Source organism: Mahella australiensis 50-1 BON, from assembly GCF_000213255.1.
GTDB classification, from domain to species: Bacteria; Bacillota; Clostridia; order Mahellales; family Mahellaceae; genus Mahella; species Mahella australiensis.
Map to the genome: position 1 here is coordinate 2,137,361 of NC_015520.1, position 23,438 is coordinate 2,160,798.

The following is a 23,438-nucleotide window of genomic DNA, read 5'->3' on the forward strand; positions in this document are numbered from 1 at the left end:
AGGCTTTGTTATTATATAGAGTTTATTTTTCACCACATAGCTTTAATAGATCGTCCCATTCTTTATCCACATAAGCCTGGAATTCGTCTATAAGGTGGCGGTTTTGCGGCGCGAATAGGTGCTTAAACCTACCCTGCGGCTTTAGCCAGTCCTCTACGGGGCGTTTATTCTTCGGCTTATAGCTCAGGTGATATTCGCCGTTCACAACTTCATAGAGCGGCCACACGCACGTATCCACTGCTATTTCTATAAGCTCCATCATTATAGGCGTATCGTATCTCCAACCTCTCGGACACGGAGCCAATACATTCAAGAATGCTGGTCCTTGTGTATATATAGCCTTTTCGGATTTCTCATACAAATCCCTAAAATTCTTCATCGGCGCTGACTGGGCTACATACGGGATGCCATGGGCCGCCATTATCTTTGTCAAATCCTTTTTATACTGCAATTTACCCGGTATTACTGAGCCTGCAGGCGATGTGGTGGTATCGGCAAACTTAGGCGTTGACGATGAACGCTGTATACCGGTATTCATATAGGCCTCGTTATCATAGCATACATATACCATGTCATGCCCGCGCTCCATGGCGCCTGACAATGATTGAAAGCCTATATCGTAGGTACCGCCGTCTCCTCCGAAGGCTATAAATTTAGTATCATATGGTATTTTACCCTGTTTCTTGAGTGAAACATATGCCGCTTCCGCACCTGACACCGTGGCTGCAGCGTTTTCAAAAGCGCTGTGTATATATGAATCCTTCCATGCTGAATAAGGATATATGCTGCTGGATACCTCAAGACAGCCTGTAGCATTGGCTATAACGGCATGGTCTTCAGGCTTCAATGCGCGGAGTACAGTGCGCACTACCACAGGAGCACCGCAGCCAGCACACATTCTATGTCCACCTGTAAACCTTTCAGGCTTCTGCGCTGTTTTCTTAAAATTATATGGCATACTTTACACCTCCTATTCCCTTATACCTAGATAGTTATATAAATTGTCTACTTGACCGCTATCCGCTATCTTCTGCAAGTGATCGTAGACTTGTTTGATATCATAAACACCGACGTCACGGCCTCCCAGACCGTAGATGTAATTTATAACCTTAACGCCGTCGGCTTTGCCGTACATAGCGCTGCGCACATCGACGAATATAGGTCCGCCTGCCGCTGAGAATCCCTCCGCTTTATCCATAACGGCCACTGCCTTGACATGCGATAATGCTTTGGCTATCTCATCAGCCGGGAAAGGCCTGAACAAGCGTATCTTCAACAAACCGGCCTTTATGCCCTGCTCGCGCAGCATATCCACTGTATCTTTGGCTGTACCAGCCGTAGAGTTGGCTATCACTATAGCTATATCGGCATCGTCGAGCTTATACTCCTCAAACAGGCCATACTGGCGCCCTGAAATCTTGGCGAATTCGTTTTGTACGTCGATCAACACTTGTTTCGCATTTTTTATAGCCTCAGCCTGTTGGCGCTTATGCTCGAAATAAAATGCCGGCAGATCGAACATACCCATGCTTACCGGGTGTTCTTTATCCAAAAGCGAATATTTGGGTTTATATTCACCTACGAAATTTTTAACCAGTTCATCTTCAAGCAGCATTATATTTTCCACCGAATGGCTGGTTATAAAGCCGTCATAGCATACCATAACCGGAAGCTGCACATCTGCATGCTCGGCTACCCTTATAGCCATTATAAGGCTATCATAGGCCTCCTGATTGGTTTCATTATATATCTGTATCCATCCGGAATCCCTGGCACCCATAGCATCGCTGTGATCATTGTGAATGTTTATGGGCGCGGACAATGCTCTGTTAACCGCTGTCATAACGATGGGTAAGCGCATGGATGCTGCTATGTAAAGCATCTCCCACATCAGAGCCAAACCCTGGGACGATGTAGCCGTCATGGTACGCGCTCCGGCAGCCTCGGCACCTATGCAGGCGCTCATGGCGCTGTGCTCGCTCTCTACAGCGACGAATTCCGTATGAACCTGACCGTTAGCTACAAATTGGGAAAAGTATTGTGGTACCTCCGTAGACGGCGTTATAGGAAATGCCGCCACTACATCTGGATCTATCTGTCTCATGGCAAAGGCTACTGCCTCATTGCCACTTAATCTTTCTCTTATGGCCATATTGCAACTCCTCTCTATTTTAAGATATATCCTCTACAAAATCTATTGCATCGAACGGGCATACCTCCACACATACGCCGCAGCCCTTGCAGTGATCATAGTCATATTTGATTTTACCATCATCAGTTGGTATTATCGACGTATCTGGACAAGTCGGCCAACACAAAAGACAACCGGTGCATTTATCCTCGATCAACACAGGGCGCATGGTACGCCAATCCCCAGTGGTGAAGGTTTCTGCACCTCCTGCCCACGGTGCCACGCCTCCCGGCGTTATGTCGCGCCAGCTTATATCCTCATTAATTTCTTCTATTTTTTTTACTTCGTTCATGATATTCTTACCTCCTCCATCGCCCTCTTCAAAGCCCGCACATTGCCATCTATAACCTCGGGCTTGGTGGCGAATTTATGATGGAATGACTCTTCCATACTTTTTATAAACTGTTCCTTCTCGACTAAACCAGTCATAGCCATTATAGCTCCCAACATCGGAACGTTGGGAAAATACCTACCCAACTCTTCTTCGGATATCTTCTTGGCATCGACTGTACCCACTTTACCTTTGTAATCCTTTAGATAATGCCTTATTTCCTCGGGCGACTTAGGGGTATTTACGACTATACCACCTGTTTCTTTTAGACCGGCTGTAACATCCACCGATGCAAGAAGTGTTTCGTCCACTACTACCACATAATCGGGTTCATAGATATTGGAATGCACCCTTATAGGCTCATCGCTTATCCTGTTATAAGCTGTGAGCGGTGCGCCGGAACGTTCGGGACCATATTCGGGGAAGCCCTGAATATATTTACCGGTGTTGAAGAGCGCCTCGGCTAAAAGCAACGAAGCCGTCTTTGCACCTTGGCCTCCACGGCCATGCCAACGGATCTCTATCATCTTTCCCATATGATGTCCTGGTTTGTAATTAAACCAGGTCCACACCTCCCTTATATATTTATAAACTATTAGTTTTAACAACGCAATTTTTATAGGTCAAAGATCTCATTTTAGCATCAGCTCCTATATAGCCTTAACCTTTCATATTATAGCAGCAGCGTACAAGTCATGTCAAGGAAAGGCTAAAAGTCGCAAAATTCAAAACTCAATGCCATCGCAACGATCGCATTTGCCGCATCTAGAAGAAATCGGTTTCTCTCCAAAGTAATTCAATATGTAATTCCGACGACAAGTGTATGTTTTGCAGTAGTTCACTATGCTTTCCAATCGTTCCATATCATATCGGCGTTGCTTGTTATACGCCGATATGTCCACAGGCCAATATTCAAAGGATTTGCTTCTGTCAAGCAACCTGTACGCCCTTTGCCAAGTACCTTTAACCGGCAAACGCTTTATAGCTCCGGCGCGTTCCAACGCCTCCAAAGCTACATTTACTGCCGAGACCGATATGCCGTCGGACAACGACGCTGCTGTTTCTTTTATCCCTAGTGTTACAACATCACTGCCTGAACGACAAAGTGAATTGTAGACAGCCCGTACAGCCTTTAGATTTGGATAATTATTATTTATCATAAACTCCTGTAAATGTTTATCCGACGGTTTATAAAGCAATATGCAGCATGCTGGTTGTCCATCCCGTCCCGCTCTGCCAGCTTCCTGATAATAGGCTTCCAGACTGGCTGGCATATTATAGTGCAGCACAAAACCCACATCGGGCTTGTCCACGCCCATGCCGAAGGCATTGGTGGCCAATATGACAGGCAAACGCCCCTGCATGAAATCATCCTGCACGCGTATGCGCTGTTGGTCGCTTAGGCCGGCATGATAAGGGGCCGCAATAATGCCGGCGCGATTCAACCTTGTAGCCAGCATTTCGGTCGCCTTTCGCGTAGCTGTGTATATTATGCCCGGAAATCTAAGTTGACCTATCGTATCTAAAATAAAAGCCTCTCTTTGGCTCTCAGATGATACTGCCTTTACTATAAAACGAAGATTGGGACGTTCAAATCCCGTTACAAAACATCTAGGACGCACAAGCTTTAATTGCTGTATGATATCATCCCTGACGTACGACGTTGCGGTGGCGGTAGTAGCTATAACCGGCGGCCGTCCAGTATATTCTATGGCCTGAGCCAGTCGCAGGTAATCCGGCCTAAAATCATGCCCCCACTGAGATATGCAATGCGCCTCGTCTACCGCAAACAATGATATATGTACTTCTTTTAAACCATCTAAAAAGCTCTGGCTGCGAAATCTCTCCGGCGCCACATATATCAACTTATAGCGCCCCTTTTGCAGACGTCTCATGCATTCCTGTTGTTGAGCTATCGTCAACGTGCTATTTATAAAAGCAGCCGGTATACCGTTGTGCCTTAAAAAATCCACCTGGTCTTTCATAAGCGCTATCAATGGCGATACTACTATGGCCGTACCCGGCAAAATCAATGCAGGCAGTTGATAGCACAGCGATTTACCGCTGCCGGTAGGCATCACCGCCAATGTATCGTTGCCGCTCAATACGGAGCGTATAACGGCCTCCTGCTGACCGATAAACGCATCATAACCGAAATATCGTTTGAGGTAAATTAAGAGATTGTCGGTTTCAACGGCCATGAATCACCGTCACCAACACCTGCCTTGGGCGCGGACCATCGAATTCGCAGAAATAAACGGCTTGCCAGCGCCCCAGCTTAAGCTTGCCGTCAACAATCGGCACTATTTGGGAACAACCGAAGAAACTTGATTTTATATGGGCATCGGAATTGCCTTCAACATGAGCATAATGTCCGTATCTAGGCACAGCTTTATTGAGGTATTCAGCCACATCGGCCATCACGTCCGGATCGGCATTCTCATTGATGGTAACGCCGGCCGTAGTATGCGGTACATATATCATGCATATGCCATTGGTTATATCGGAACGGTCTACCAGAGTCTGGATCTCGTTTGTAATATCTATAAATTGCTGCCGTTGCGTGGTAACAACATCCAACTTCTCCATAAACATATTTTTCCCTCCAAATGATAAGCTCTCGTCTATAAGCTTATTATACCCTCCGATATATTTTATTGCAAACAGCAATTATAGAACGGGCGCATGTAATTTTATTGATACATAATATTCCAGAAGCAACCCGCTACGCAATGTCATGAAGCCGTCGCTTCCGCGGTGCATTCTGTATTATATTTACCATAATTTGCTTCAAAAAAATTACATGCGCCCTTATAGAACGTATTTATTTTCTGGCTATATGAATGATTAATATATTTTTTAGAAAAGAAGGATTTTTAAAATTAATGCCGAATATATAACACATAAACTTTTAATCATACTTTTAATCAAAAGTTTATAAAGTTTAGTTAAATAGCTAATGTGCACAATAATAAGGAGAGATGAGTTTATGAATGAAAAACCAAATATAGTTATCGTATTTACCGATCAGCAACGTTGGGATACAGTGGGATGCTATGGCAATACATTGGATCTTACACCAAATCTGGACGCCGTGGCCAAACAAGGAATAACATTTAAAAATGCATTTACGTGTCAACCAGTGTGCGGTCCGGCACGTGCCAGCCTTCAAACCGGTCGGTATGCAACTGCTACAGGCTGTTTCAGAAATCATATAGCCCTGCCTGACAACGAAAAAACCATAGCACACTATTTAAGGTCCAATGGTTATGAAACCGCCTATGTCGGCAAATGGCATCTTGGTGGCACATGGGATAAACCGGTCCCGAAAGAAAAGCGCGGTGGTTACGATGATTATTGGATAGCTGCAGATCTTCTTGAATTTACATCTCATCCATATGAAGGTAAGCTTTTTGATAAATTCGATAATCCGGTTGAATTCAATAAGTATCGTGTGGATGCAGTTACCGATTTCGCTATAGAATATTTGAAAGCACGTAGTAACGATAAACCGTTTTTATTATTTGTATCTTATCTTGAGCCACATCACCAAAATGATATGAACAGATACGTTGCACCCGAAGGTTATGCGGAAAGGTATAGAAATGCGCCTGTGCCGATGGATCTGATAGATAAGGATGGCGATTGGAAAGAGAATTTACCCGATTATTATGGAATTTGTAAGAGAATAGACGAAAATTTAGGACGTATCATAGAACAACTTAAAGAACTCGACATATACGACAACACTATACTAATCTTCACCAGTGATCACGGCAGCCATTTCCGAACAAGGAACAGTGAATACAAGAGATCATGTCATGAGGCCAGCATAAGGATACCTATGATTATGCATGTCCCCGACATTAAAGAAAGCGTCGCAGTAGAAGAACTGGTAAGCCTCGTGGATATCGCACCCACGCTGCTTGAAGCAGCGGGCATATATGTTCCTCGGAACATGCATGGAAGATCGCTCATACCGCTCTTAAGAGGAGGTGATGTAAATTGGCGTAGCGAGGTATTCGTTCAGATCAGCGAGTCGCAGGTTGGCAGAGCAATACGTACTAATAAATGGAAGTATTGTATCTATGCGCCGGATAAGGACGGTTGGAATGATATTGGCAGCGATATATACGTTGAGCAATATCTATACGACCTGGAAAATGATCCTTATGAGCAAAACAATTTGATAGGCAATGAGGCATATCGTTCTGTATGCGATGCCCTGGCAAAAGCATTAAAAAGACAAATGCTTTTAACAGGAGAACAGGAACCAAAGATAATTCGAGCAAAAGCGGTAAGTGATCTAATATAAATACAGGCATATAACGTTTCGACAGACAAACGGGCATGCTTATTTAAGCAAGAATTTAAATTGAAAACAAGGAGGAAATATCGATGGTGAAGAAGATATTGGTATTTATGCTGTGCGTTTCTATGCTTATAGGCCTGTTAGCGGGTTGCGGCAGTTCCGGCACAAGCAGTGATGATAAGGCTGATGACGTCAATGCGGGTAGCTCTACAGGAACGGATAATAACAAAGAACCTGTAACTATTACATTTTGGGCGCCTAATGAACAAAATGAACAATTCTATAAAGAAGCGGTGGCTGAATTCGAGAAACAGAACCCTAATATAAAAGTGGAAACAACAATGCTTCCTTCTATAAATACTGAAATTGATACCAAATTGAACGCAGCCAAACTTAGCGGAACATATCCCGACGTTTTTGTAGCTTATCTGCTTTTTATAGGGACCAGAGGATCCAAAGGAGAATTTGCACCTTTAGACGATTATGTAAGCAAATGGGCTGACAAAGACGATATATTGGATAGCGCATACAATAGCGGCAAGTATGAAGGAAAGTTGCTGGGGCTGGGTTTCTTCCCTGCTCCAATGCTAATGGTGTACAGAAAGGATTACTTTGAAGAGGCCGGATTGGACCCAAATAAACCGCCGACAAACTGGAATGAATTAAAGGAATATGCAATTAAGTTAACAAAAAAAGACGCAAGCGGAAAGCTGGTGCGTGCCGGTTGGGATATCCCTATTCAAAGCGGAACGTTTCTTCAAACTATGGTAAGACAAAACGGAGGTTTGTATATAGACGAAGAGAAACAGTACCCGGCATTAGACGATCCAAAAGCTATTGAGGCGCTGAAGTTCGCAGTTGATATGTACAATACCATAGGAGGGTTTCCATACAGTTATAATAAACTTGAAGAAGTACCTTTTATACAGGGTAAGAGTGCGATATCGGCTATGAATATCACCTGGCTTAATAATTTGTTCAAAGAGAAACCGGATCTACGAGGCAAAATAGATATCGTGCCCCCACTTGTCGGATACTCCGGCGATAAAAAAAGCGCATTCAACGGGTATAGATACTATACTATAGGCAACGATTCGAAGCATAAAGATGAGGCTTGGAAACTGATAGAATTTATGATGGGCAAGGAGTGGTTATGGAAAAATTATAAAGAATATTTTGTGCCTGTTGTAAGGAAATCTCTTCAGAATGATTTCGTTTCTGATTTGAACAATCAGCAACTAAACGGTAAAGCCTTGCTCGAATATGTGGAATATGGACATGGCGAAGCTATTACGCCTTGGACATCAATAGTTAACCGATACGCTGAGCAAGCCTACCAAGAAGCCATATCGAATAATAAAACGCCGGAACAGGCTCTGAAAGATGCACAGAAAGCCGCAGTAGACGATCTTAGAAAGAACGGGCTTATCAAGTGAAATAAGGCGATTCCTTTGAGCTTTATCAGGAGTATAACCCCCCTGATAAAGCCTATAAAAAAAAGAAGGAGTATAAATAAATGAACGATGTTATAAAATCAAACAACAAAAAACATACGCTCGGCAACGATAATTTGGCAGGGTATATAATGATAGCGCCGTTTTATGTATTTATGTTGATATTTGTATTGGTACCTATAATAATTAATATTTTCCTTAGTTTTACCAATTATAATTTTACATCCGGAAGGTTTATAGGGTTCGATAATTACATCAATATTTTTACCGATGACATAGCCCGTATATCATTCAGAAACACCATTGTTTATACATTGTTCAATCTGCCGATAACTATGGTTTTGAGCATGTTGTTGGCTAATCTGATGAACAGTAAAATAAAGGGTATATCTATTTACAGAACCACCTTATTTCTACCGCACGCAGTATCTATGGTAGCCGTATCAATGATATGGATATGGATATATGATCCCATGAACGGTTATTTGAACAACCTGCTTAAATTATTCGGCATACAAGGAAGACAATGGCTTTATGACCCTAATACGGCTCTTGGCAGTATAATAGCAATGAGCATATGGAAGACAACCGGTTATTATATGATAATATATTTGGCCGGCTTGCAGGGTATACCATCGCAATTATATGAGGCGGCCACAATAGACGGAGCCGGCAGCATTCAAAAGTTTCGACATATAACGGTGCCCATGCTGCGTCCTATAACGTTCTTTATCTTCGTTACAGGCATGATACAAAACTTCAATGTATTCGAGCAGGTAAATGTAATGACAGGAGGGGGGCCCATGAACTCTACTACTACAATAATGCATCAGATATATATAAGGGCTTTTAATGATTACCTTATGGGATATTCGGCCGCATTGAGCGTTATACTGCTCATCGTGGTATCTGCCATAACGCTGATAAACCTTAAATACGGCAGCCAAGGTACCGATCTGGAATTGGATTGAGAGGTATTAATTAATGATAGGTAGCAAAAAGAGTTCAAAATATGTTTTTACAATAACAATGATAATTTTATCATTTATAATGTTATTCCCATTTGTATTGATGTTGTCGACATCATTTAAGAGCATGGCTGAGGTATATGAAAATCCTCTGTCACTTCTGCCCGATAAAATTATGTTTTCTAACTATAAAGAAGCCATGGGGCGTGGGGATTGGCCGCGCTATTTCTATAATTCATCCGTGATAACAGTCGCTGCTGTAATTATAAGCCTGCTATTTAACTCTACTGCCGGGTATGCGTTTGCCAGATTGAATTTTAAGGGTAGAGACATTTTATTTGCGCTGTCGCTTATAGGAATGATGGTTCCGCCTCAAGTATCCATGGTGCCTATATTCATAATTATGAAACATGTACCGTTAGCGGGCGGCAACAATATCCTCGGTCAGGGAGGCATCGGATGGATTAATTCGTATATGGGTATAATTGCTCCTTATATCGCGGGGGCTTTTGGTGTATTCCTTTTTAGACAATACTATCTCAATTTCCCCTCGTCCTTAGACGATGCCGCCAAGATAGATGGATTAAACAGGATACAAACATTCTTCCGTATATATCTGCCAAACAGTAAACCTATAATAGCCACACTGATAGCTTTAAAAACAACATCGACATGGAACGATTATACCTGGCCCCTTATAATTATTCAAAAGGAAGAACTCAGAACAGTGCAATTAGCGTTATCGCTTTTCAGGCAAGAAACTTATACTGAGTGGAATCTCCTTATGGCGGCTACGACACTTGTTATACTTCCAGTATTTATTGTATTTCTACTCTTGCAGAAATATTTCGTAGAAGGTATTGTAACCAGTGGTCTTAAAGCCTAAAATATTGTTAATAAAATTAAAATTAGAAGGGTTAAGGACAAATGGTTTTTCCCAATGATGCCAAAAAAGTATCGAACAAGAATATATTTGAATTAATAAGAAGATATGGCCCAATATCAAAAGCCGATTTAAGTAATATGATAGGCTGCTCGATAACCACCGTATCGCGAGCTGTAGAAGAGCTCTTGACATCTGATATAATTTTGGTCAACGATACCGGTGATTCCAAAGGTGGTAGAAAACCTATGCTTTATTCTATAAACGGTAATGCATGTTATTCTTTCGCCATAGAGATTTCACGCGGATTATTAATGGTAACACTTATAAACCTGAATGCAGAAATCATTGCCAAAAAAGTTTTTTATATAAGCAGTGGTATAACACCAGAAGAGGTAGTAACAAAAATTGCGGAAACTATAGGTGAAATAAGCGGCCACCTCAATAACGAACTTATTAACAAAATTCTCGGGGTATGCATTACAACTACCGGGCCTCTTGACAGAAAGAACGGTATAATATTGAAATCGCATAGTTTCGATTCGGATAGATGGAACAACGTGCCTATATGCGAGATGTTGAAGAGGAAAATATCGTTTCCGGTATTTTTAGATAACCTCGCTTGCGCGTCTATATTAGCAGAACACTGGTATGGAGCAGCTAAAAATCTTGATAATGCGGTTTTTGTATATACATCTTACGGCATCGGATGCGGTATAATAACCAACGGTTACCTTCTAGAAGGTGTTGATGATATTACAGGCGCTTTAGGACATATGATTATAGATATTAACGGTGAAAAATGTACTTGCGGCCATAAAGGCTGCCTCGAAACGTTCTCGTCAATACCGTATATGCTTAAACATGCATCCGAGGCCATATTAAATGGAAGACAAACGATTTTGACGCAACATATCGGGCAAGACATATCGTGCCTGACATTCGACATGTTATGCGAGGCTCTCGTTGAAGGCGACGAGCTATGCAATGATGTTATAAACAAAGCAGCTTATGCCTATGGTTTGGCACTAGCCAACTTTATAAATCTTATGCGGCCTAAAATGGTTATATTGGGCGGCGAAACCATAGATAAGTGCCCTTGTTTTTACGATATAGCCGTGGCAACGGCCATTGAAAGCACATACCCAGAACCGGTCAAAGATATAAAGTTTGATAAAGCCTCGCTGGGTATGTACGAATCCGTGATCGGGGCTGCCGCAAAAGTATTTAATTTATATTTAAATGAAAGGAAGCATGAAAATATATTATGAAGGCAATAATGGTTATGTTCGATTCACTCAACCGTCATATGCTGCCGCCATATGGATGTAATTGGGTTAAAGCGCCTAATTTTGAGCGTTTGGCGGCTATGACGGTAACATTTGATAATTGTTATATAGGAAGTGCGCCCTGTATGCCGGCCAGAAGGGAACTTCATACGGGTAGATACAACTTCTTGCACAGGAGTTGGGGGCCGATTGAACCGTTTGACGATTCCATGCCGGAGATTTTAAAGAATGACGGAATATATACGCATCTGGTAAGCGACCATTATCATTATTGGGAAGATGGCGGCTGTACGTATCATACTCGGTATAATACGTGGGAGGCTTTTCGAGGGCAGGAAGGAGACCCGTGGAAAGGAAACGTTGTTGATCCATCTATCCCACCTTCCATAGGCGGACCCGGAGGAAACCTGTGGCGACAGGATTGGGTAAACCGTAAATATATGGCGACGGAAGAAGAACTGCCCCAAGCTAAAACTTTCGCAGCCGGTTTGGAATTCATTAGGACTAATTATACAGAGGATAACTGGTTCCTGCAAATAGAAACATTTGACCCGCACGAACCGTACCTTGCACCAAAAAAATACAAAGACCTTTATCCTCATGAATACAATGGGCCACACTTCGACTGGCCGCCATACAGACGCGTTGAAGAAACGCAGCAACAGGTCGAGCATTGTCGCTATGAATACGCTGCCTTGCTAAGCATGTGCGACGAATATCTAGGCAAAGTGCTGGATATGATGGACGAACTTGATTTATGGGAAGACACCATGCTCATAGTGAATACCGACCATGGCTTTCTATTGGGGGAACACGGCTGGTGGGCTAAGACCATGCCGCCGTTTTATAATGAGATAGCACATATTCCGCTGTTTATATGGGACCCGCGATGCGGCATAAAAGGCGAGCGGCGCGAAGCTCTTGTACAAACTATCGATTTAGCGCCCACATTATTGGATTTCTTCAATGTCAATATTCCTGAAAATATGCAAGGAATGGCACTGAAAGATACCATAACTTCAGATGTGAAAATAAGGGAGGCAGCGTTATTTGGTATACATGGTGGGCATGTGAACTGTACAGATAGCAGATATATTTACATGCGCGCCCCTGTTACTGCAAATAACGAACCATTGTATGAATACACACTTATGCCTACGCATATGAGGCATCCTTTTTATCCCGAAGAATTGCAGGATATAGGGCTTGCTCTACCATTCGCCTTTACCAAGGGCTGCAGAACTATGAAGATAAAAGTGCCGGGGCGCGACCTGAGTAAGATAGATAAAGATACGATGAGTAGTATGCTGTTTGACTTGGAAAGCGATCCTAAGCAGGAGAATCCTATAAATGATCCTGATGTAGAGGAAATGATGATAGAGCATATTATTGAATTGATGAAAGCCAACGATGCGCCGACAGAACAGTTTGAGCGATTGGGATTACTACAATATACCGATACAAGGATTGGAGATAGATAACATGAAAGTTACAATAAATCCCGGTAAAAGAAACGATATTACCTTTCTGGAAATATCGACCGATGACAGAAGAAATAACAAGCCTATGGTTATAATCATCCATGGCTGGAGTGCCAGAAAGGAAAATATGCTTTTCCCAGCGTATTTTCTAGCACAAAGCGGCTTTTTTGTTATAGCTCCTGATGCTTACGGCCATGGAGAAAGGAAAACCGATGCACTCAAAGAACCCTTGTCCATACTGATGAATGCTATCGCCATAACCGCTGACGACATTAATACGCTTATAGACAACTATACAGATGACGATAGAGTGGATACGACACGCGTTGGCCTTGCCGGAGTCTCCATGGGAGGTATTATCACATATTCCTATATTGTAAAGAAAGATCGCAAGGTAAAAGCAGCGGTTTCGCTTATAAGCACACCAGATATATCAGCAGCTCTTGATTCATCCAGTAAAGAAGCCTTATTTAAAATGGCTGGCATTGACCTACACGATGACGATAGTAAAGCGAAAGAAATATTGAAGATTGCGGAAGCTATTCAGCCTGCTAAACACTATCAAGATATAAACGGCTTACCTCTTCTTATTTTGAATGGTACGGCAGATCCTTTAATTGATATAGAAAACGTAAGGAAATTCTATAATTTTATGAAACCTATTTATTATGACGCTGAAGCCATTCAAATGATAGAGTATCCGGACGTGGGGCATGCAGTTAATTTTAATATGGTTCAAGACATGGCGCAATGGTTTGAAACATATCTCTAAACATCAACAGGCTGACGAATATTCGTCAGCCTGTTCCGTATAAAAGCTATTATTTGTGTGTTTCAGACAGCAGTTTGCCACCGGCGCCTATGTTATCCATGCTATTCTCGCGTATGATTATGCTGAAGGCCTGCTCGGGTATACCCAGCACCTCGTGGGCCGTCTGGGTCAGCTTGGCCACCAATTCAGCTTTTTTCTCTTTGCTCATCTGAGGGCCATCGAATTGGATAAACGGCATATGTATCATCTCCTTTCGTTCATTCCCGCCAAAGTTTATTATAACATCATAACTGCGGTATTTCACCCATTCATATAAGCTCTTCCTCCAGCATAGCGCACAATGTGTGGTATACCGGCATATGAAACTCCTGCACGTCCGGCGTATCATTCGCAGGCACTTTTATGGTTATGTCGCATATACCGTCCATTTTACCGCCGCTTCTACCGGTCAGGCCCACAGTATCCACTCCCACTGCCTTAGCTACATATAATGCATCTATCACATTTGCGGAATTGCCCGATGTGCTTATGCCTATCAGCACGTCATATTTATTGCCCAGGGCATAAACCTGCTGTGCAAACACTAATGAAGCGTCCACATCGTTGGCAAAAGCAGTAAAAAACGCGTCCTGTCCAACCAGTGCTATGGCCGGCAGAGCTCCTTGAAGTTTGGAGGCTATATAACGCCCCCTTTCTCCATCGGCATCCTCTATAGAACGCTTTACATCATCGGGCAGAGGGCGGCTCTTTAGGAAGCCTTTCATCAATTCTCCCACTATATGTTGAGCATCGGCCGCACTGCCGCCATTGCCGCATACCAGAATCTTGCCGCCGCTCGCCAAATCCGCAGCTATGAGTTCAAAAGCTCTTTCTATATCATCCCTGCACGCATTCAGCGACGGGTAACGTTCCATGAGGCGGTCCAGATGCTTTTTGGTATTCTCCTTCATACTACATTCTCCCTCCAATTTTCTATAGCTATCGACAGGCTGGCATAATCCCCTATGGCCTCGCCCAAGCCAGGCGTCATTATGCTGCAGCGCCGAGCCGCTATAGGCAACGCTTCTTCCTTTATTACTTTTTCGGCCTCGGGCTGCAGTATATCGCGGCAGCGAGCAAATATGCTGCCTATGATAATCCTCTCGGGATTTAATATATCTATTATAATAGACAGTCCATATCCGAGATACTTACCTGATATTTTCAGTATCTCTGTTGCTAATGGATCGCCAACAGCAGCCGCTTTACCGACGTCCTCCGCAGTTATACTATCCGCCTGTTCAACCGTGGGACAAAACGCCACGGTCTTGCCGTTTTTAATGCTATCTTTTATCATTTGAGCGGCTAATTTCGCTATACCGCCGCCGCTGCAAAAACCCTCGAAAGAGCCTGCTTTGCCATAGCCGACGGGGCCATCCGGCGCTAACCTTATATGGCCTACCTCGCCTGCCGTATCGGTGATACCGCTGTACAAGCGGCCGTTTAGTATCAGCCCTGCTCCCATACCCGTACCGAAAGTCAAAAATACCATATTATCGCATCCCACTCCGGCACCGAAGCGGTGTTCGGCCAAAGCACATGCATTGGCATCGTTTTGCAGATAAGCCGGTACGCCGAAACGCCGGCTCATTATATCTACAATGTGCACATTATCCCATCCTGGCAGATTTGGCGGCGACATAATTATACCTTTGCGGCTGTCCAGCGGGCCGCCACAACTTATGCCTATAGCGACTACTTCTGGTCCCATGAGTTGCTGTGCCATTGCCGTCAGTTTGTCCAACATTTGCTCCGGCCCTTTATCGGCTTCTGATGGTAATTTGAGTTTTTTTAATATGCGCCCATCAGATGTTCCAAGTATGGCTGCGAGTTTGGTGCCTCCTATATCCAATCCTATGAAATATCTTCCCATTCCATTATAGCTCCAGCATGTTGGTTTCGATTATTTTTTCATGGCTGTTTAGCGGTATCTTAAAGGTCTTAATCTCGCATGCTCCAAAGTGCGCTGCCCATTCCCTGTCAAATGCCGGCAGCTTTATCACAGCGTCGGTTTCCTTCTCCGCCGTTTCGTAGCACCGCACTATTATAGCGTCCTTGTCCTCGCCCAACTTCATCACCGTAGCCTCTATATTTTCAGCATCTATGGATATAAAGTCCTGCACCCCAGGCTGCGTGCCTTCATGCCAGGTATCAACCACCCATGGTATAGGAGCATTTAATTCATGGGCATATTTCACCGCCTGGCTTTGCTGCCAATTGCCTCTATGCGGGTACAGTATATAGCGGAATTCATAGACACCTTGATCGGTGTATTCGTATTCTTCTTCAGGATTCGGTTTGTGCGGGTCATGTTGAGCGTATACGGGGCTTCTGAGCACCGTTATCCTCATATCATTGCCCTCTATGTCATAGCTGTAGAGGCTGTCGGTCGCTATAGCCAATCCATAGTCTTGCTGCCTGTCGGTTACATCTATCCATTGCTGACCCGGTTCTTCCTCGCCGTCTGCAGGGCGTTGTATATAGCCGTAAGGTATCTCATACGTAGCCTGCGGTCCTTCGACGTTAACTGGAAAGCTAATTTTAAGCATCTTGTGTTTTTCATGCCAGTCCACTTTGACCCTGCACTCTATATAATCCAGTTCATCATACATTATGAAATCCTGTGTCAATATAGAATCGCCATAGCGGCTTTTGACGCGCAGCCTGGAACGCACCGGGCCTTGTTCTATCACCTTTGTTTCGGCATCGGTAAAGCGCCCTATCTCATCTTTGAACCTGAACACGCCATGCGACCATGTATCGCTGGGATCGTATATCACAACCGGTAAAGCCGCAGGTCCGTTGAACACCTCTTTGCCATTGGTTTTGTCGTATAAGCGCTTTATCCAGCCTGTACCTGCGTCTATTTCCATACGATAGTATCGGTTTTCAATGTTGTCCTTGGTTATAGCCACCGGTTCCGAGTCCTGAGCTTCTTTGCCTAAAAATACCCTGTAAAGCTTATATCCCATAGGCGGCAGCTTATCTGTAAAGGTTATACGCAATCTCCCATTCCCTACGGTGGCGGATGTTTTAATAAATTGCAATGGTATGTCTTTGCCATCGGCATCGGTTATAACTGCTTTGGGTATGTCATCCTCAAATTTTGTCCCTTGCATCTCGAATTCTATAGGAGCATGTCTTTCCCATGAAAGCGGATTAAAAGCTATGAGAGGTATGCCTTCTCCTTCGGTATTTATATGCCTTATAATGGAATTTACAGCATAATTCAGGCTTTCATCGGCCAGTTTGAGCGATTCTCCGAAGAAATCCCTCGCATCTTCGTAAGCTTCTTTTATGGATGATCCGGCCATAGTATCGTGAAACTGATTGAACAGCACATTGTGCCATGCTTCTGTTAATTCCCGCTGCGGATACGGCGTATTAAACATGGTATGGGCTATAAGGCTGAATTTCTCAGCCGTCGTCAATAGTTGCTCGCATCTTCTGTTCATGGCTTTAACCCATGCGTTTACAGAATAGCATCCGCTGGCATGATGTTGCAGGTCGTCGATTACCGTCGGCAATGTCGGCTCGTAAGCTCTGATGGTTTCAAAGTATTGATCGGGCGAGCTGAATACAACACGAGGCATATTCGGATCGGCGGTCATCCGCTTTATCAAGGCTATATTCTCTTTTGTAGGTCCGCCTCCGTGATTGCCCACGCCGTAAAACTCCATCATATCGTTTATGCCCTCGGGAGCCATATCGGCTATCCGCTTAGCCATTTCCTCCATATGGGTACTGCCTACGTTATAGGAAAACGGTATGCGGTATGTAAGTACGCGGCTGCCGTCGGCGCTCTGCCACCAAAATACATCCGGTAACCCGGGGTTTTCATGAGGACCCGGGCGCATAAAGACATAGTTATCCATACCGCTCTTCTTTAATATCTGCGGCAGCATAGCGTTATGACCGAATGAATCCACATTATAGCCTGTACTGGCCATAACGCCCAGCTTTTCTTTGAAATACCTTTGGGCATACAGCGCCTGGCGTACAAAGGATTCCCCCGAGGGTATATTGCAGTCGGGCTGCATCCACCATCCGCCCACTACCTGCCAGCGGCCTTCCTTCACCCTCTGCTTTATTTCTTCAAACATATCGGGATCGGCCTGCTCTATCCATTTGTATACAGCCGCCTGAGCGCATGTGAATATAAAGTCCGGCGTCTCGTTCATGCGGTCCAAAGCGGAACGGAATGTCGACCACGCCGCCTGGAATCCCTCCTGCCATCGCCATAACCACACAGGGTCTATATGGGCATTGCCTATCATATGTACCGTTATATCTCTGTGTTCCATAGTTACCTCCAAAATTTTTACTCCGCATTAATCCATCTTATTTTGAATTTAGGGTCATTTTGAGTACATTCATCGGTTGTAACCGTTATTTCCCGTTCTTGGCCAGGCATCAGAACGAAGTAATTTGACGAAAACCGCACGAAATCCGACGGATTTTCTCCATATAGAAATACGCCTATCGCAGCTACCGGCGAGTCATTCCTTAAAACCCAAACATTTTGGTCAATATCCGCCTTAACCGCTGTGACATTCGCCGGCAACATATCCCTTATCGCCTTAAACGGATGCTCGCTATCGACGGTAAAAATATATGTGTTCTCGTCCATTATACCATATTCATTATCCGATAATTTTACTTTTACAAAGAATATATTGCCTTCACAACCTTGTATCTTCCAAGTAATCTCATCTATAGGTATAACCGGCCCGTCCCCTTTTTTATCCAAATCCATCGTGAAGAGCACATTGCCATGTATGTCCGTTATCTGCGCGCTTACTTTGAGATCTTTCGCTTCATCGCCGTCACATGTTACATAAATATACCCATTGAATACCTCGCCGGACACACAACAGATTCTATCGTATTTCAATGACACATGAAATCCCGAGTAGGCATTTTTTATCCAATAGTATGCCGGCTTCGGCGTGCCGTCATATTCTATTATCGACGTATTGGCATTGTTTGGATAGGGTTCATTGCCCATCCAGATGATAAAACCAGAGGAAACAGGCTCCCTTCGCCTGGTGGCTTCAACCGCATACCTCAATGCCTCGGCTTGTATATAGCGGCTGGCCTCTACATACCTTGGGAATTCTTCCTTCCTCCATTCTCCGAAAAGCTCGGTTAACTGTTTTATTTGTATCCACCATGCACCGCGATGCATCCATAATACATTGGTTTCGTCGGGCGGCCACAATTCGTATTCACCTTTGTACTTTTCTAATGAATCCAACCGTGAAACAGCAGGACAGCCGGTTTCCGAACGGAAAAGCGAATCATCTCGGTTAAAGAAACGATAATGAGCTGGTTCCCCCATGTACTCCCATGGGCCATGTACATCATGATGCATATTCTTGCCGAAATTTTCCTCGCTAGCTGCAAAAGTCGGCCCCGATGGGCTGGTGGGCAAAAAGCATTTGCCGGGATCCATCTTGTTTACCAATTCTTTAAGCATCTTTATGTTTAAGTGATTATCATTTACAGGTACATTGTTCTCCCACATGAGCTCGTTCCCGCCGCACCATATTATATGGCTGGCATGATGCCTTCTGCGTCTTATAAAAGTAGCGGCTGCCTCTTTTAATTTCTCCAGAAAATCCGGATCATCCGGAGGCGTATTATTGAGCCCGCTGGACGATTGTGGAAATTCCTGCCATACCATTATGCCCATTTCGTCGCAAATATTATAAAAGGCCTCCTTTTCGAGGACGGCTCCACCCCATACCCTCAGTATATTGCAGTTCATGTCCTTAAAGCGTCGCAAATAATTTTTATAATCTTCTTCGCTTACAGCTCCATAAAATGGCGAGATAGGCACCCAGTCAACACCTCGCAAAAATATGCGCTTCCCGTTGAGCAAAAGCGTATATGGCAGAGCGCCTTCCGGTGAACCCGGATTGCGCACAAACTCCACGCGTCGGAAGCCCACCCCTTTTGAGGCATCATCACATATGATACCCCCTTCATTGCGGATAGTAAGCTCGATATCGTAAAGCGGCTGCTGCCCGAAGTTATTAGGCCACCATGGTTTTATATCGTCCAGTTCTATTCGATGTACCACTTCTTGTCCTTTTGCAGTTAATAAACTATTATGAAATTCTTTTTCGCATATCAATTCCCCATCAAATAAGACCCTATAGTTAAATGCATATACCCCCGAAACATCTACATCAAGCTCTACGCGCGCATCTACCACGCCTTTTTTTAAAGCATCGTCTACCGATGTTTTAGGGAAAAAATCCATTATACGGGCATAATTGTATACCTTTATGTAAACATCCTCCCATATACCTATTGGAATTATGCGAGGACACCAGTCCCACTGATAGTTAAAGCGAGATTTCAATATTTTTATCCTGTTAGAATATCCTATCTGGCCGTCCACTTCAGGGGTAATATAAAATACAACCCTTAAAAAGTTGACTTCATCTTTTTTCACGATAGCCGTTATATCAAATTCATGTGGGATAAACATGCCGGAGAACTTCCCGAGCAATATGCCATTCAAATATATCTCGCCATGATAATCCAATCCGTCAAAGCACAAAATATACTTTTCACTCTGCTTCTCCGGCGAAATGACGAATTCCCTGTCCATAAACCATTCTCTATTGTTAACCCATTCATCGAGGTGGCTGTCCAAGCCATAGTTGGGGTCTCTTAGTAATCCAGCCTTTATAAGATCAATTTGCACGGCTCCAGGTACACTCGCTTCTACCGTAGGTACACAGCCTTTTATCTTAATGCCGGTCTCCATAGATCTTATCTGTCGCCACTGATTCTTCCAAAATCCCGTAACCTTCCATTGATCACCGTTTAGTAAAATGTTTTTGCTCATGTCAACAACCTCCTATTATCATATATTCAAAACATCCCCTATTGCATCCCATTAAGACTTATGAGCGCCATCCTTGCATAATGTATCCAGTTTATCGAAAGAGTCCTTTAAGCTACTATAGAGCCCTTTATACACATCAAAATAAGCCAAATAATTGTCATGAAGCACCATATTCGGATGAGTTACATCTCCGGGCTTAATCCATGCCTCCGCGCAAGCCTTTATCGACGGATACATGCCCAATGCGACGGCCGTCAGTATAGCCGCTCCGTAAGTAGAACCTGCGAGATCGATATGCCTAATTATCGGCATACCGAATATATTAGCCGCCATTTGCCGCCAAACCATACTCTGTGCGGCTCCGCCCGTTATAGTGATGGCCTCGGGATATCTACCTTTAAGATCCGCAAGTATATTTATGGACTCGTACAAGGAAAACAGTACGCCTTCCAGCACTGCACTTACCATATGGCTTTTTGTATGATGAAAATCAAAGCCTATAAAGGCCCCCTTGGCTTTGGGATCCATAATAGGGGTACGCTCTCCGAATAAATAAGGCAGGAAGATCAATCCATCAGAACCGCAAGAAGTCAAATCCACCGTATTTACCAATTCATCATAAGCTTTATATCCGCACACCTGAAATATATGTTCGGCTAACCACTGCAATGACGCACCCGCCGACAAAGTCGCCCCCATTATATGCCATTTATCTGGTACGCCATGGCACAATGTATGGACACGCGCTTTTTTATCCACTATCACGCGATCCACAGGAGTAAAAATCTGCCCTCCTGTACCGATAATACACAGCCACGAATCGTCATCAACCACACAATTGCCCACAGCTTGTGCCTCGGCATCGCCCAAGCCGCATATAATAGGTATTCCTGGCTTTATATCAAGAAGTCCGGCTGCCTCATGTGACAAAACACCTGCGATATCAGACGATCCGAGTATATCCGGCAGCATCGCACGCTCAATATCAAATGCCGTCAGTACATCATCTGCCCAGCATTTATTAACTATATCGAACATTAACGTAGCCGATGCATCCGTTGGATCAGTCGCATAATTGCCCGTGAGCCAAAAACGAACATAGTCTTTGGGCAACAAAAAGTGACTGACTCGATTAAAAATATTCGACATGTGATGCCGCAACCACAAGATTTTAGGCAATGTAAAACTCACATTAGGACGGTTACCGGTCATATTCATCCAGGTGTCCAAGCTGAAATTAGCTTCCAGCTCTCCGACTTCTTCTTCACAACGTTTATCAGCCCATATTATGGCATTATATACTGGCACGCCATTTTTATCCAATGACACCAAACCATGCATTTGGCCTGTTATGCCTATACCTGCCACATCATGCATGGCATCTGGCGATTCTTGTTTCAGACGTTTAACTCCCTTTATCAAGGCCCCTATCCAATCGCCCGGTTTTTGTTCCGCCCATTCCGGCTGCGGTATCTGGATATTATAACTTTCCGTGACGCTCCCCATCAATTTGCCGTAGCTGTCGACCAATATCAGTTTCAGCGCAGAAGTACCCAAATCTATACTTAATATGGTATCCATTTTAAGTATCCACTCTCCAAATCATATACGATATATTCGTTTAGGATTTTCTCTGAATATCATATCTGCGAATCTCTTGGCTTCACCTATATCGAAATAACCGTCTTTAATTTTTTCTTCCAGTACACGCGATACCGTTTCTCTTGCCACGATAGCATGAGCAAATGTATTTTCCACATGCATAAAATCACCGCCGAAACCTATTATCTTATTTCTAGGTATCATCTCTATTGCATCTGATAGCATTCTCGCGGCTTTATACGGGCTTATTATATAAATCCAGGAAAAATCCGCTATCGCATTCGGTATATTCTTTACCATGGATAAATACTCTTCCTGATAAGGAAATCCACCGTGCAAAAGCACAAAGGCAGCATCCTTATGTGCAAAAAGCACAGGAATAAGGTCAGAAACCCTGCCGTTTGTAACGCTGTAAGGCCCCACGCAAGCAGAAGGTTCCACATGCCCAGTATGAATCTGTACAGGGATATCATGCCGCTCCATTATATTTATTATCCGATTAAATATATAGTTCTCAAAATTAAACATGCGGTCAGAGCAAATGTCGAACTCCCTTTTAGCTTCCTCAAAAATATAATCGTGCAAGTTTAGATCACGCCAGTATGGTATACCGAATTTCGCCGCCACAATCCCATGATCTATGCATTTCTGACAATAATCATCCACATACTCGACATAATCGGAAAATGCGTATTCTTTCTTGCCCTGCTCGACACGCTTCCGATTAACCAGTTTTATATGATCGGCCCTCATTAAAAAATCTAAATACACCATCGGTTTAAGAAAATCGGGGGAATCAAAGCTTCCGTCATCTACAACAATAGCCTGTTCGATGTTGGCTCTTTCCACAAGCACTTCTTTATACCAGCCGTCATGCTGTGAACGTTCTTCAACCATTCTATCCAATTCAGGGAGGGTATTTCTATCTATTTTATCTATGCCGTATAGTTCTTTTGCAAATAATGGTATTAATTTGGCATAAGTTGTGTTCGACGTATTCTCAAAATATCGCAGAAAAATATCGTACTTTTCCCTCTTAGGCATCGCATTATCGCTAAGCAATACATTCAAACCGGACGACACCATATCGGACTCGAAATAATGCAATAGGCCAAAAAAGTCTGTATTTTCTCGTTTTCTTATAGTGGGATACAATAGATGTTCATGGCCGTCTATTATACTTAAGTTTCTTATATAATCACGAATTTCCTCCATAATAGCTCCCAAAATGCTCTAAATTATTCAAAAGGAACA

20 protein-coding genes are annotated in these 23,438 nt (G+C 43.5%); 7 read left to right on the forward strand and 13 right to left on the reverse strand.

Features of this window, described 5'->3' with window-relative positions:
- Positions 1 to 22 precede the first annotated feature (22 nt).
- The 6 genes from MAHAU_RS10000 to MAHAU_RS10025 form a co-directional block, all read right to left on the reverse strand.
- Complete coding sequence (locus MAHAU_RS10000; RefSeq protein ID WP_013781611.1) at positions 23 to 958, reverse strand: thiamine pyrophosphate-dependent enzyme; 936 nt, start codon at positions 956 to 958, stop codon at positions 23 to 25.
- A gap of 12 nt (positions 959 to 970) precedes the next feature.
- On the reverse strand, positions 971 to 2,152 hold the full coding sequence (gene porA / locus MAHAU_RS10005; RefSeq protein ID WP_013781612.1) for a 2-ketoisovalerate ferredoxin oxidoreductase subunit alpha: 1,182 nt from the start codon (positions 2,150 to 2,152) through the stop codon (positions 971 to 973).
- A gap of 19 nt (positions 2,153 to 2,171) precedes the next feature.
- Positions 2,172 to 2,483, reverse strand: coding sequence for a 4Fe-4S binding protein (locus MAHAU_RS10010; RefSeq protein ID WP_013781613.1), 312 nt, complete (start codon positions 2,481 to 2,483; stop codon positions 2,172 to 2,174).
- On the reverse strand, positions 2,480 to 3,058 hold the full coding sequence (locus MAHAU_RS10015) for a 2-oxoacid:acceptor oxidoreductase subunit gamma family protein (RefSeq protein WP_013781614.1): 579 nt from the start codon (positions 3,056 to 3,058) through the stop codon (positions 2,480 to 2,482). The genes MAHAU_RS10010 and MAHAU_RS10015 overlap by 4 nt, the downstream gene beginning before the upstream one ends.
- A gap of 189 nt (positions 3,059 to 3,247) precedes the next feature.
- Positions 3,248 to 4,723, reverse strand: a complete 1,476-nt coding sequence (locus tag MAHAU_RS10020; protein WP_013781615.1) for a RecQ family ATP-dependent DNA helicase — start codon at positions 4,721 to 4,723, stop codon at positions 3,248 to 3,250.
- Entirely contained in the window at positions 4,713 to 5,117 is a 405-nt protein-coding gene (locus MAHAU_RS10025; RefSeq protein ID WP_013781616.1) for a secondary thiamine-phosphate synthase enzyme YjbQ, read from the reverse strand. The genes MAHAU_RS10020 and MAHAU_RS10025 overlap by 11 nt, the downstream gene beginning before the upstream one ends.
- 394 nt (positions 5,118 to 5,511) lie before the next feature.
- Between MAHAU_RS10025 and MAHAU_RS10030 the strand changes: the two genes are divergently transcribed.
- The 7 genes from MAHAU_RS10030 to MAHAU_RS10060 all read left to right on the forward strand — a co-directional run bounded on the left by MAHAU_RS10030 (position 5,512) and on the right by MAHAU_RS10060 (position 13,681).
- Entirely contained in the window at positions 5,512 to 6,837 is a 1,326-nt protein-coding gene (locus tag MAHAU_RS10030) for a sulfatase family protein (RefSeq protein WP_013781617.1), read from the forward strand.
- A gap of 83 nt (positions 6,838 to 6,920) precedes the next feature.
- On the forward strand, positions 6,921 to 8,270 hold the full coding sequence (locus tag MAHAU_RS15110; RefSeq protein ID WP_013781618.1) for an ABC transporter substrate-binding protein: 1,350 nt from the start codon (positions 6,921 to 6,923) through the stop codon (positions 8,268 to 8,270).
- A gap of 80 nt (positions 8,271 to 8,350) precedes the next feature.
- Positions 8,351 to 9,259: a carbohydrate ABC transporter permease gene (locus tag MAHAU_RS10040; protein WP_013781619.1), complete on the forward strand. Its 909-nt coding sequence runs from the start codon at positions 8,351 to 8,353 to the stop codon at positions 9,257 to 9,259.
- Between the two features lie 13 nt (positions 9,260 to 9,272).
- Positions 9,273 to 10,142, forward strand: coding sequence for a carbohydrate ABC transporter permease (locus tag MAHAU_RS10045; RefSeq protein WP_013781620.1), 870 nt, complete (start codon positions 9,273 to 9,275; stop codon positions 10,140 to 10,142).
- 41 nt (positions 10,143 to 10,183) lie between these two features.
- Positions 10,184 to 11,410, forward strand: a complete 1,227-nt coding sequence (locus MAHAU_RS10050) for an ROK family transcriptional regulator (RefSeq protein WP_013781621.1) — start codon at positions 10,184 to 10,186, stop codon at positions 11,408 to 11,410.
- Positions 11,407 to 12,909: a sulfatase gene (locus tag MAHAU_RS10055; protein ID WP_013781622.1), complete on the forward strand. Its 1,503-nt coding sequence runs from the start codon at positions 11,407 to 11,409 to the stop codon at positions 12,907 to 12,909. The genes MAHAU_RS10050 and MAHAU_RS10055 overlap by 4 nt, the downstream gene beginning before the upstream one ends.
- A 1-nt stretch (position 12,910) precedes the next feature.
- Positions 12,911 to 13,681: an alpha/beta hydrolase family protein gene (locus MAHAU_RS10060; RefSeq protein WP_013781623.1), complete on the forward strand. Its 771-nt coding sequence runs from the start codon at positions 12,911 to 12,913 to the stop codon at positions 13,679 to 13,681.
- A 49-nt stretch (positions 13,682 to 13,730) separates the two neighbouring features.
- Here MAHAU_RS10060 and dmpI read toward each other — a convergent pair whose 3' ends face one another.
- Genes dmpI through MAHAU_RS10095 form a run of 7 tightly spaced genes read right to left on the reverse strand, consistent with a single transcriptional unit; the run spans position 13,731 to position 23,399 of the window.
- Complete coding sequence (gene dmpI / locus MAHAU_RS10065; protein ID WP_245543912.1) at positions 13,731 to 13,985, reverse strand: 4-oxalocrotonate tautomerase DmpI; 255 nt, start codon at positions 13,983 to 13,985, stop codon at positions 13,731 to 13,733.
- A 4-nt stretch (positions 13,986 to 13,989) separates the two neighbouring features.
- Positions 13,990 to 14,631, reverse strand: a complete 642-nt coding sequence (locus MAHAU_RS10070; protein ID WP_013781625.1) for a D-sedoheptulose-7-phosphate isomerase — start codon at positions 14,629 to 14,631, stop codon at positions 13,990 to 13,992.
- Positions 14,628 to 15,593, reverse strand: coding sequence for an ROK family protein (locus MAHAU_RS10075; RefSeq protein WP_013781626.1), 966 nt, complete (start codon positions 15,591 to 15,593; stop codon positions 14,628 to 14,630). Before MAHAU_RS10075 ends, MAHAU_RS10070 begins: the two co-directional genes overlap by 4 nt.
- A 4-nt stretch (positions 15,594 to 15,597) precedes the next feature.
- Complete coding sequence (locus MAHAU_RS10080) at positions 15,598 to 18,024, reverse strand: alpha-mannosidase (RefSeq protein ID WP_013781627.1); 2,427 nt, start codon at positions 18,022 to 18,024, stop codon at positions 15,598 to 15,600.
- A gap of 17 nt (positions 18,025 to 18,041) precedes the next feature.
- On the reverse strand, positions 18,042 to 20,582 hold the full coding sequence (locus tag MAHAU_RS10085; RefSeq protein ID WP_013781628.1) for a glycoside hydrolase family 2 protein: 2,541 nt from the start codon (positions 20,580 to 20,582) through the stop codon (positions 18,042 to 18,044).
- A gap of 51 nt (positions 20,583 to 20,633) precedes the next feature.
- Positions 20,634 to 22,163 carry a xylulokinase gene (gene xylB, locus MAHAU_RS10090; RefSeq protein ID WP_013781629.1) on the reverse strand — a complete coding sequence of 510 codons (1,530 nt, stop codon included), beginning with the start codon at positions 22,161 to 22,163 and terminating at the stop codon, positions 20,634 to 20,636.
- A 21-nt stretch (positions 22,164 to 22,184) separates the two neighbouring features.
- Positions 22,185 to 23,399, reverse strand: a complete 1,215-nt coding sequence (locus MAHAU_RS10095) for an amidohydrolase family protein (RefSeq protein ID WP_013781630.1) — start codon at positions 23,397 to 23,399, stop codon at positions 22,185 to 22,187.
- Between the last annotated feature and the right edge of the window lie 39 nt (positions 23,400 to 23,438).

Coding starts and splice junctions, on each gene's coding strand:
- MAHAU_RS10000 (WP_013781611.1), bottom strand. CDS start 958: ATGCCATATAATTTTAAGAAAACAGCGCAGAAGCCTGAAAGGTTTACA.
- porA (WP_013781612.1), bottom strand. CDS start 2,152: ATGGCCATAAGAGAAAGATTAAGTGGCAATGAGGCAGTAGCCTTTGCC.
- MAHAU_RS10010 (WP_013781613.1), bottom strand. CDS start 2,483: ATGAACGAAGTAAAAAAAATAGAAGAAATTAATGAGGATATAAGCTGG.
- MAHAU_RS10015 (WP_013781614.1), bottom strand. CDS start 3,058: ATGGGAAAGATGATAGAGATCCGTTGGCATGGCCGTGGAGGCCAAGGT.
- MAHAU_RS10020 (WP_013781615.1), bottom strand. CDS start 4,723: ATGGCCGTTGAAACCGACAATCTCTTAATTTACCTCAAACGATATTTC.
- MAHAU_RS10025 (WP_013781616.1), bottom strand. CDS start 5,117: ATGTTTATGGAGAAGTTGGATGTTGTTACCACGCAACGGCAGCAATTT.
- MAHAU_RS10030 (WP_013781617.1), top strand. CDS start 5,512: ATGAATGAAAAACCAAATATAGTTATCGTATTTACCGATCAGCAACGT.
- MAHAU_RS15110 (WP_013781618.1), top strand. CDS start 6,921: ATGGTGAAGAAGATATTGGTATTTATGCTGTGCGTTTCTATGCTTATA.
- MAHAU_RS10040 (WP_013781619.1), top strand. CDS start 8,351: ATGAACGATGTTATAAAATCAAACAACAAAAAACATACGCTCGGCAAC.
- MAHAU_RS10045 (WP_013781620.1), top strand. CDS start 9,273: ATGATAGGTAGCAAAAAGAGTTCAAAATATGTTTTTACAATAACAATG.
- MAHAU_RS10050 (WP_013781621.1), top strand. CDS start 10,184: ATGGTTTTTCCCAATGATGCCAAAAAAGTATCGAACAAGAATATATTT.
- MAHAU_RS10055 (WP_013781622.1), top strand. CDS start 11,407: ATGAAGGCAATAATGGTTATGTTCGATTCACTCAACCGTCATATGCTG.
- MAHAU_RS10060 (WP_013781623.1), top strand. CDS start 12,911: ATGAAAGTTACAATAAATCCCGGTAAAAGAAACGATATTACCTTTCTG.
- MAHAU_RS10070 (WP_013781625.1), bottom strand. CDS start 14,631: ATGAAGGAGAATACCAAAAAGCATCTGGACCGCCTCATGGAACGTTAC.
- MAHAU_RS10075 (WP_013781626.1), bottom strand. CDS start 15,593: ATGGGAAGATATTTCATAGGATTGGATATAGGAGGCACCAAACTCGCA.
- MAHAU_RS10080 (WP_013781627.1), bottom strand. CDS start 18,024: ATGGAACACAGAGATATAACGGTACATATGATAGGCAATGCCCATATA.
- MAHAU_RS10085 (WP_013781628.1), bottom strand. CDS start 20,582: ATGAGCAAAAACATTTTACTAAACGGTGATCAATGGAAGGTTACGGGA.
- xylB (WP_013781629.1), bottom strand. CDS start 22,163: ATGGATACCATATTAAGTATAGATTTGGGTACTTCTGCGCTGAAACTG.
- MAHAU_RS10095 (WP_013781630.1), bottom strand. CDS start 23,399: ATGGAGGAAATTCGTGATTATATAAGAAACTTAAGTATAATAGACGGC.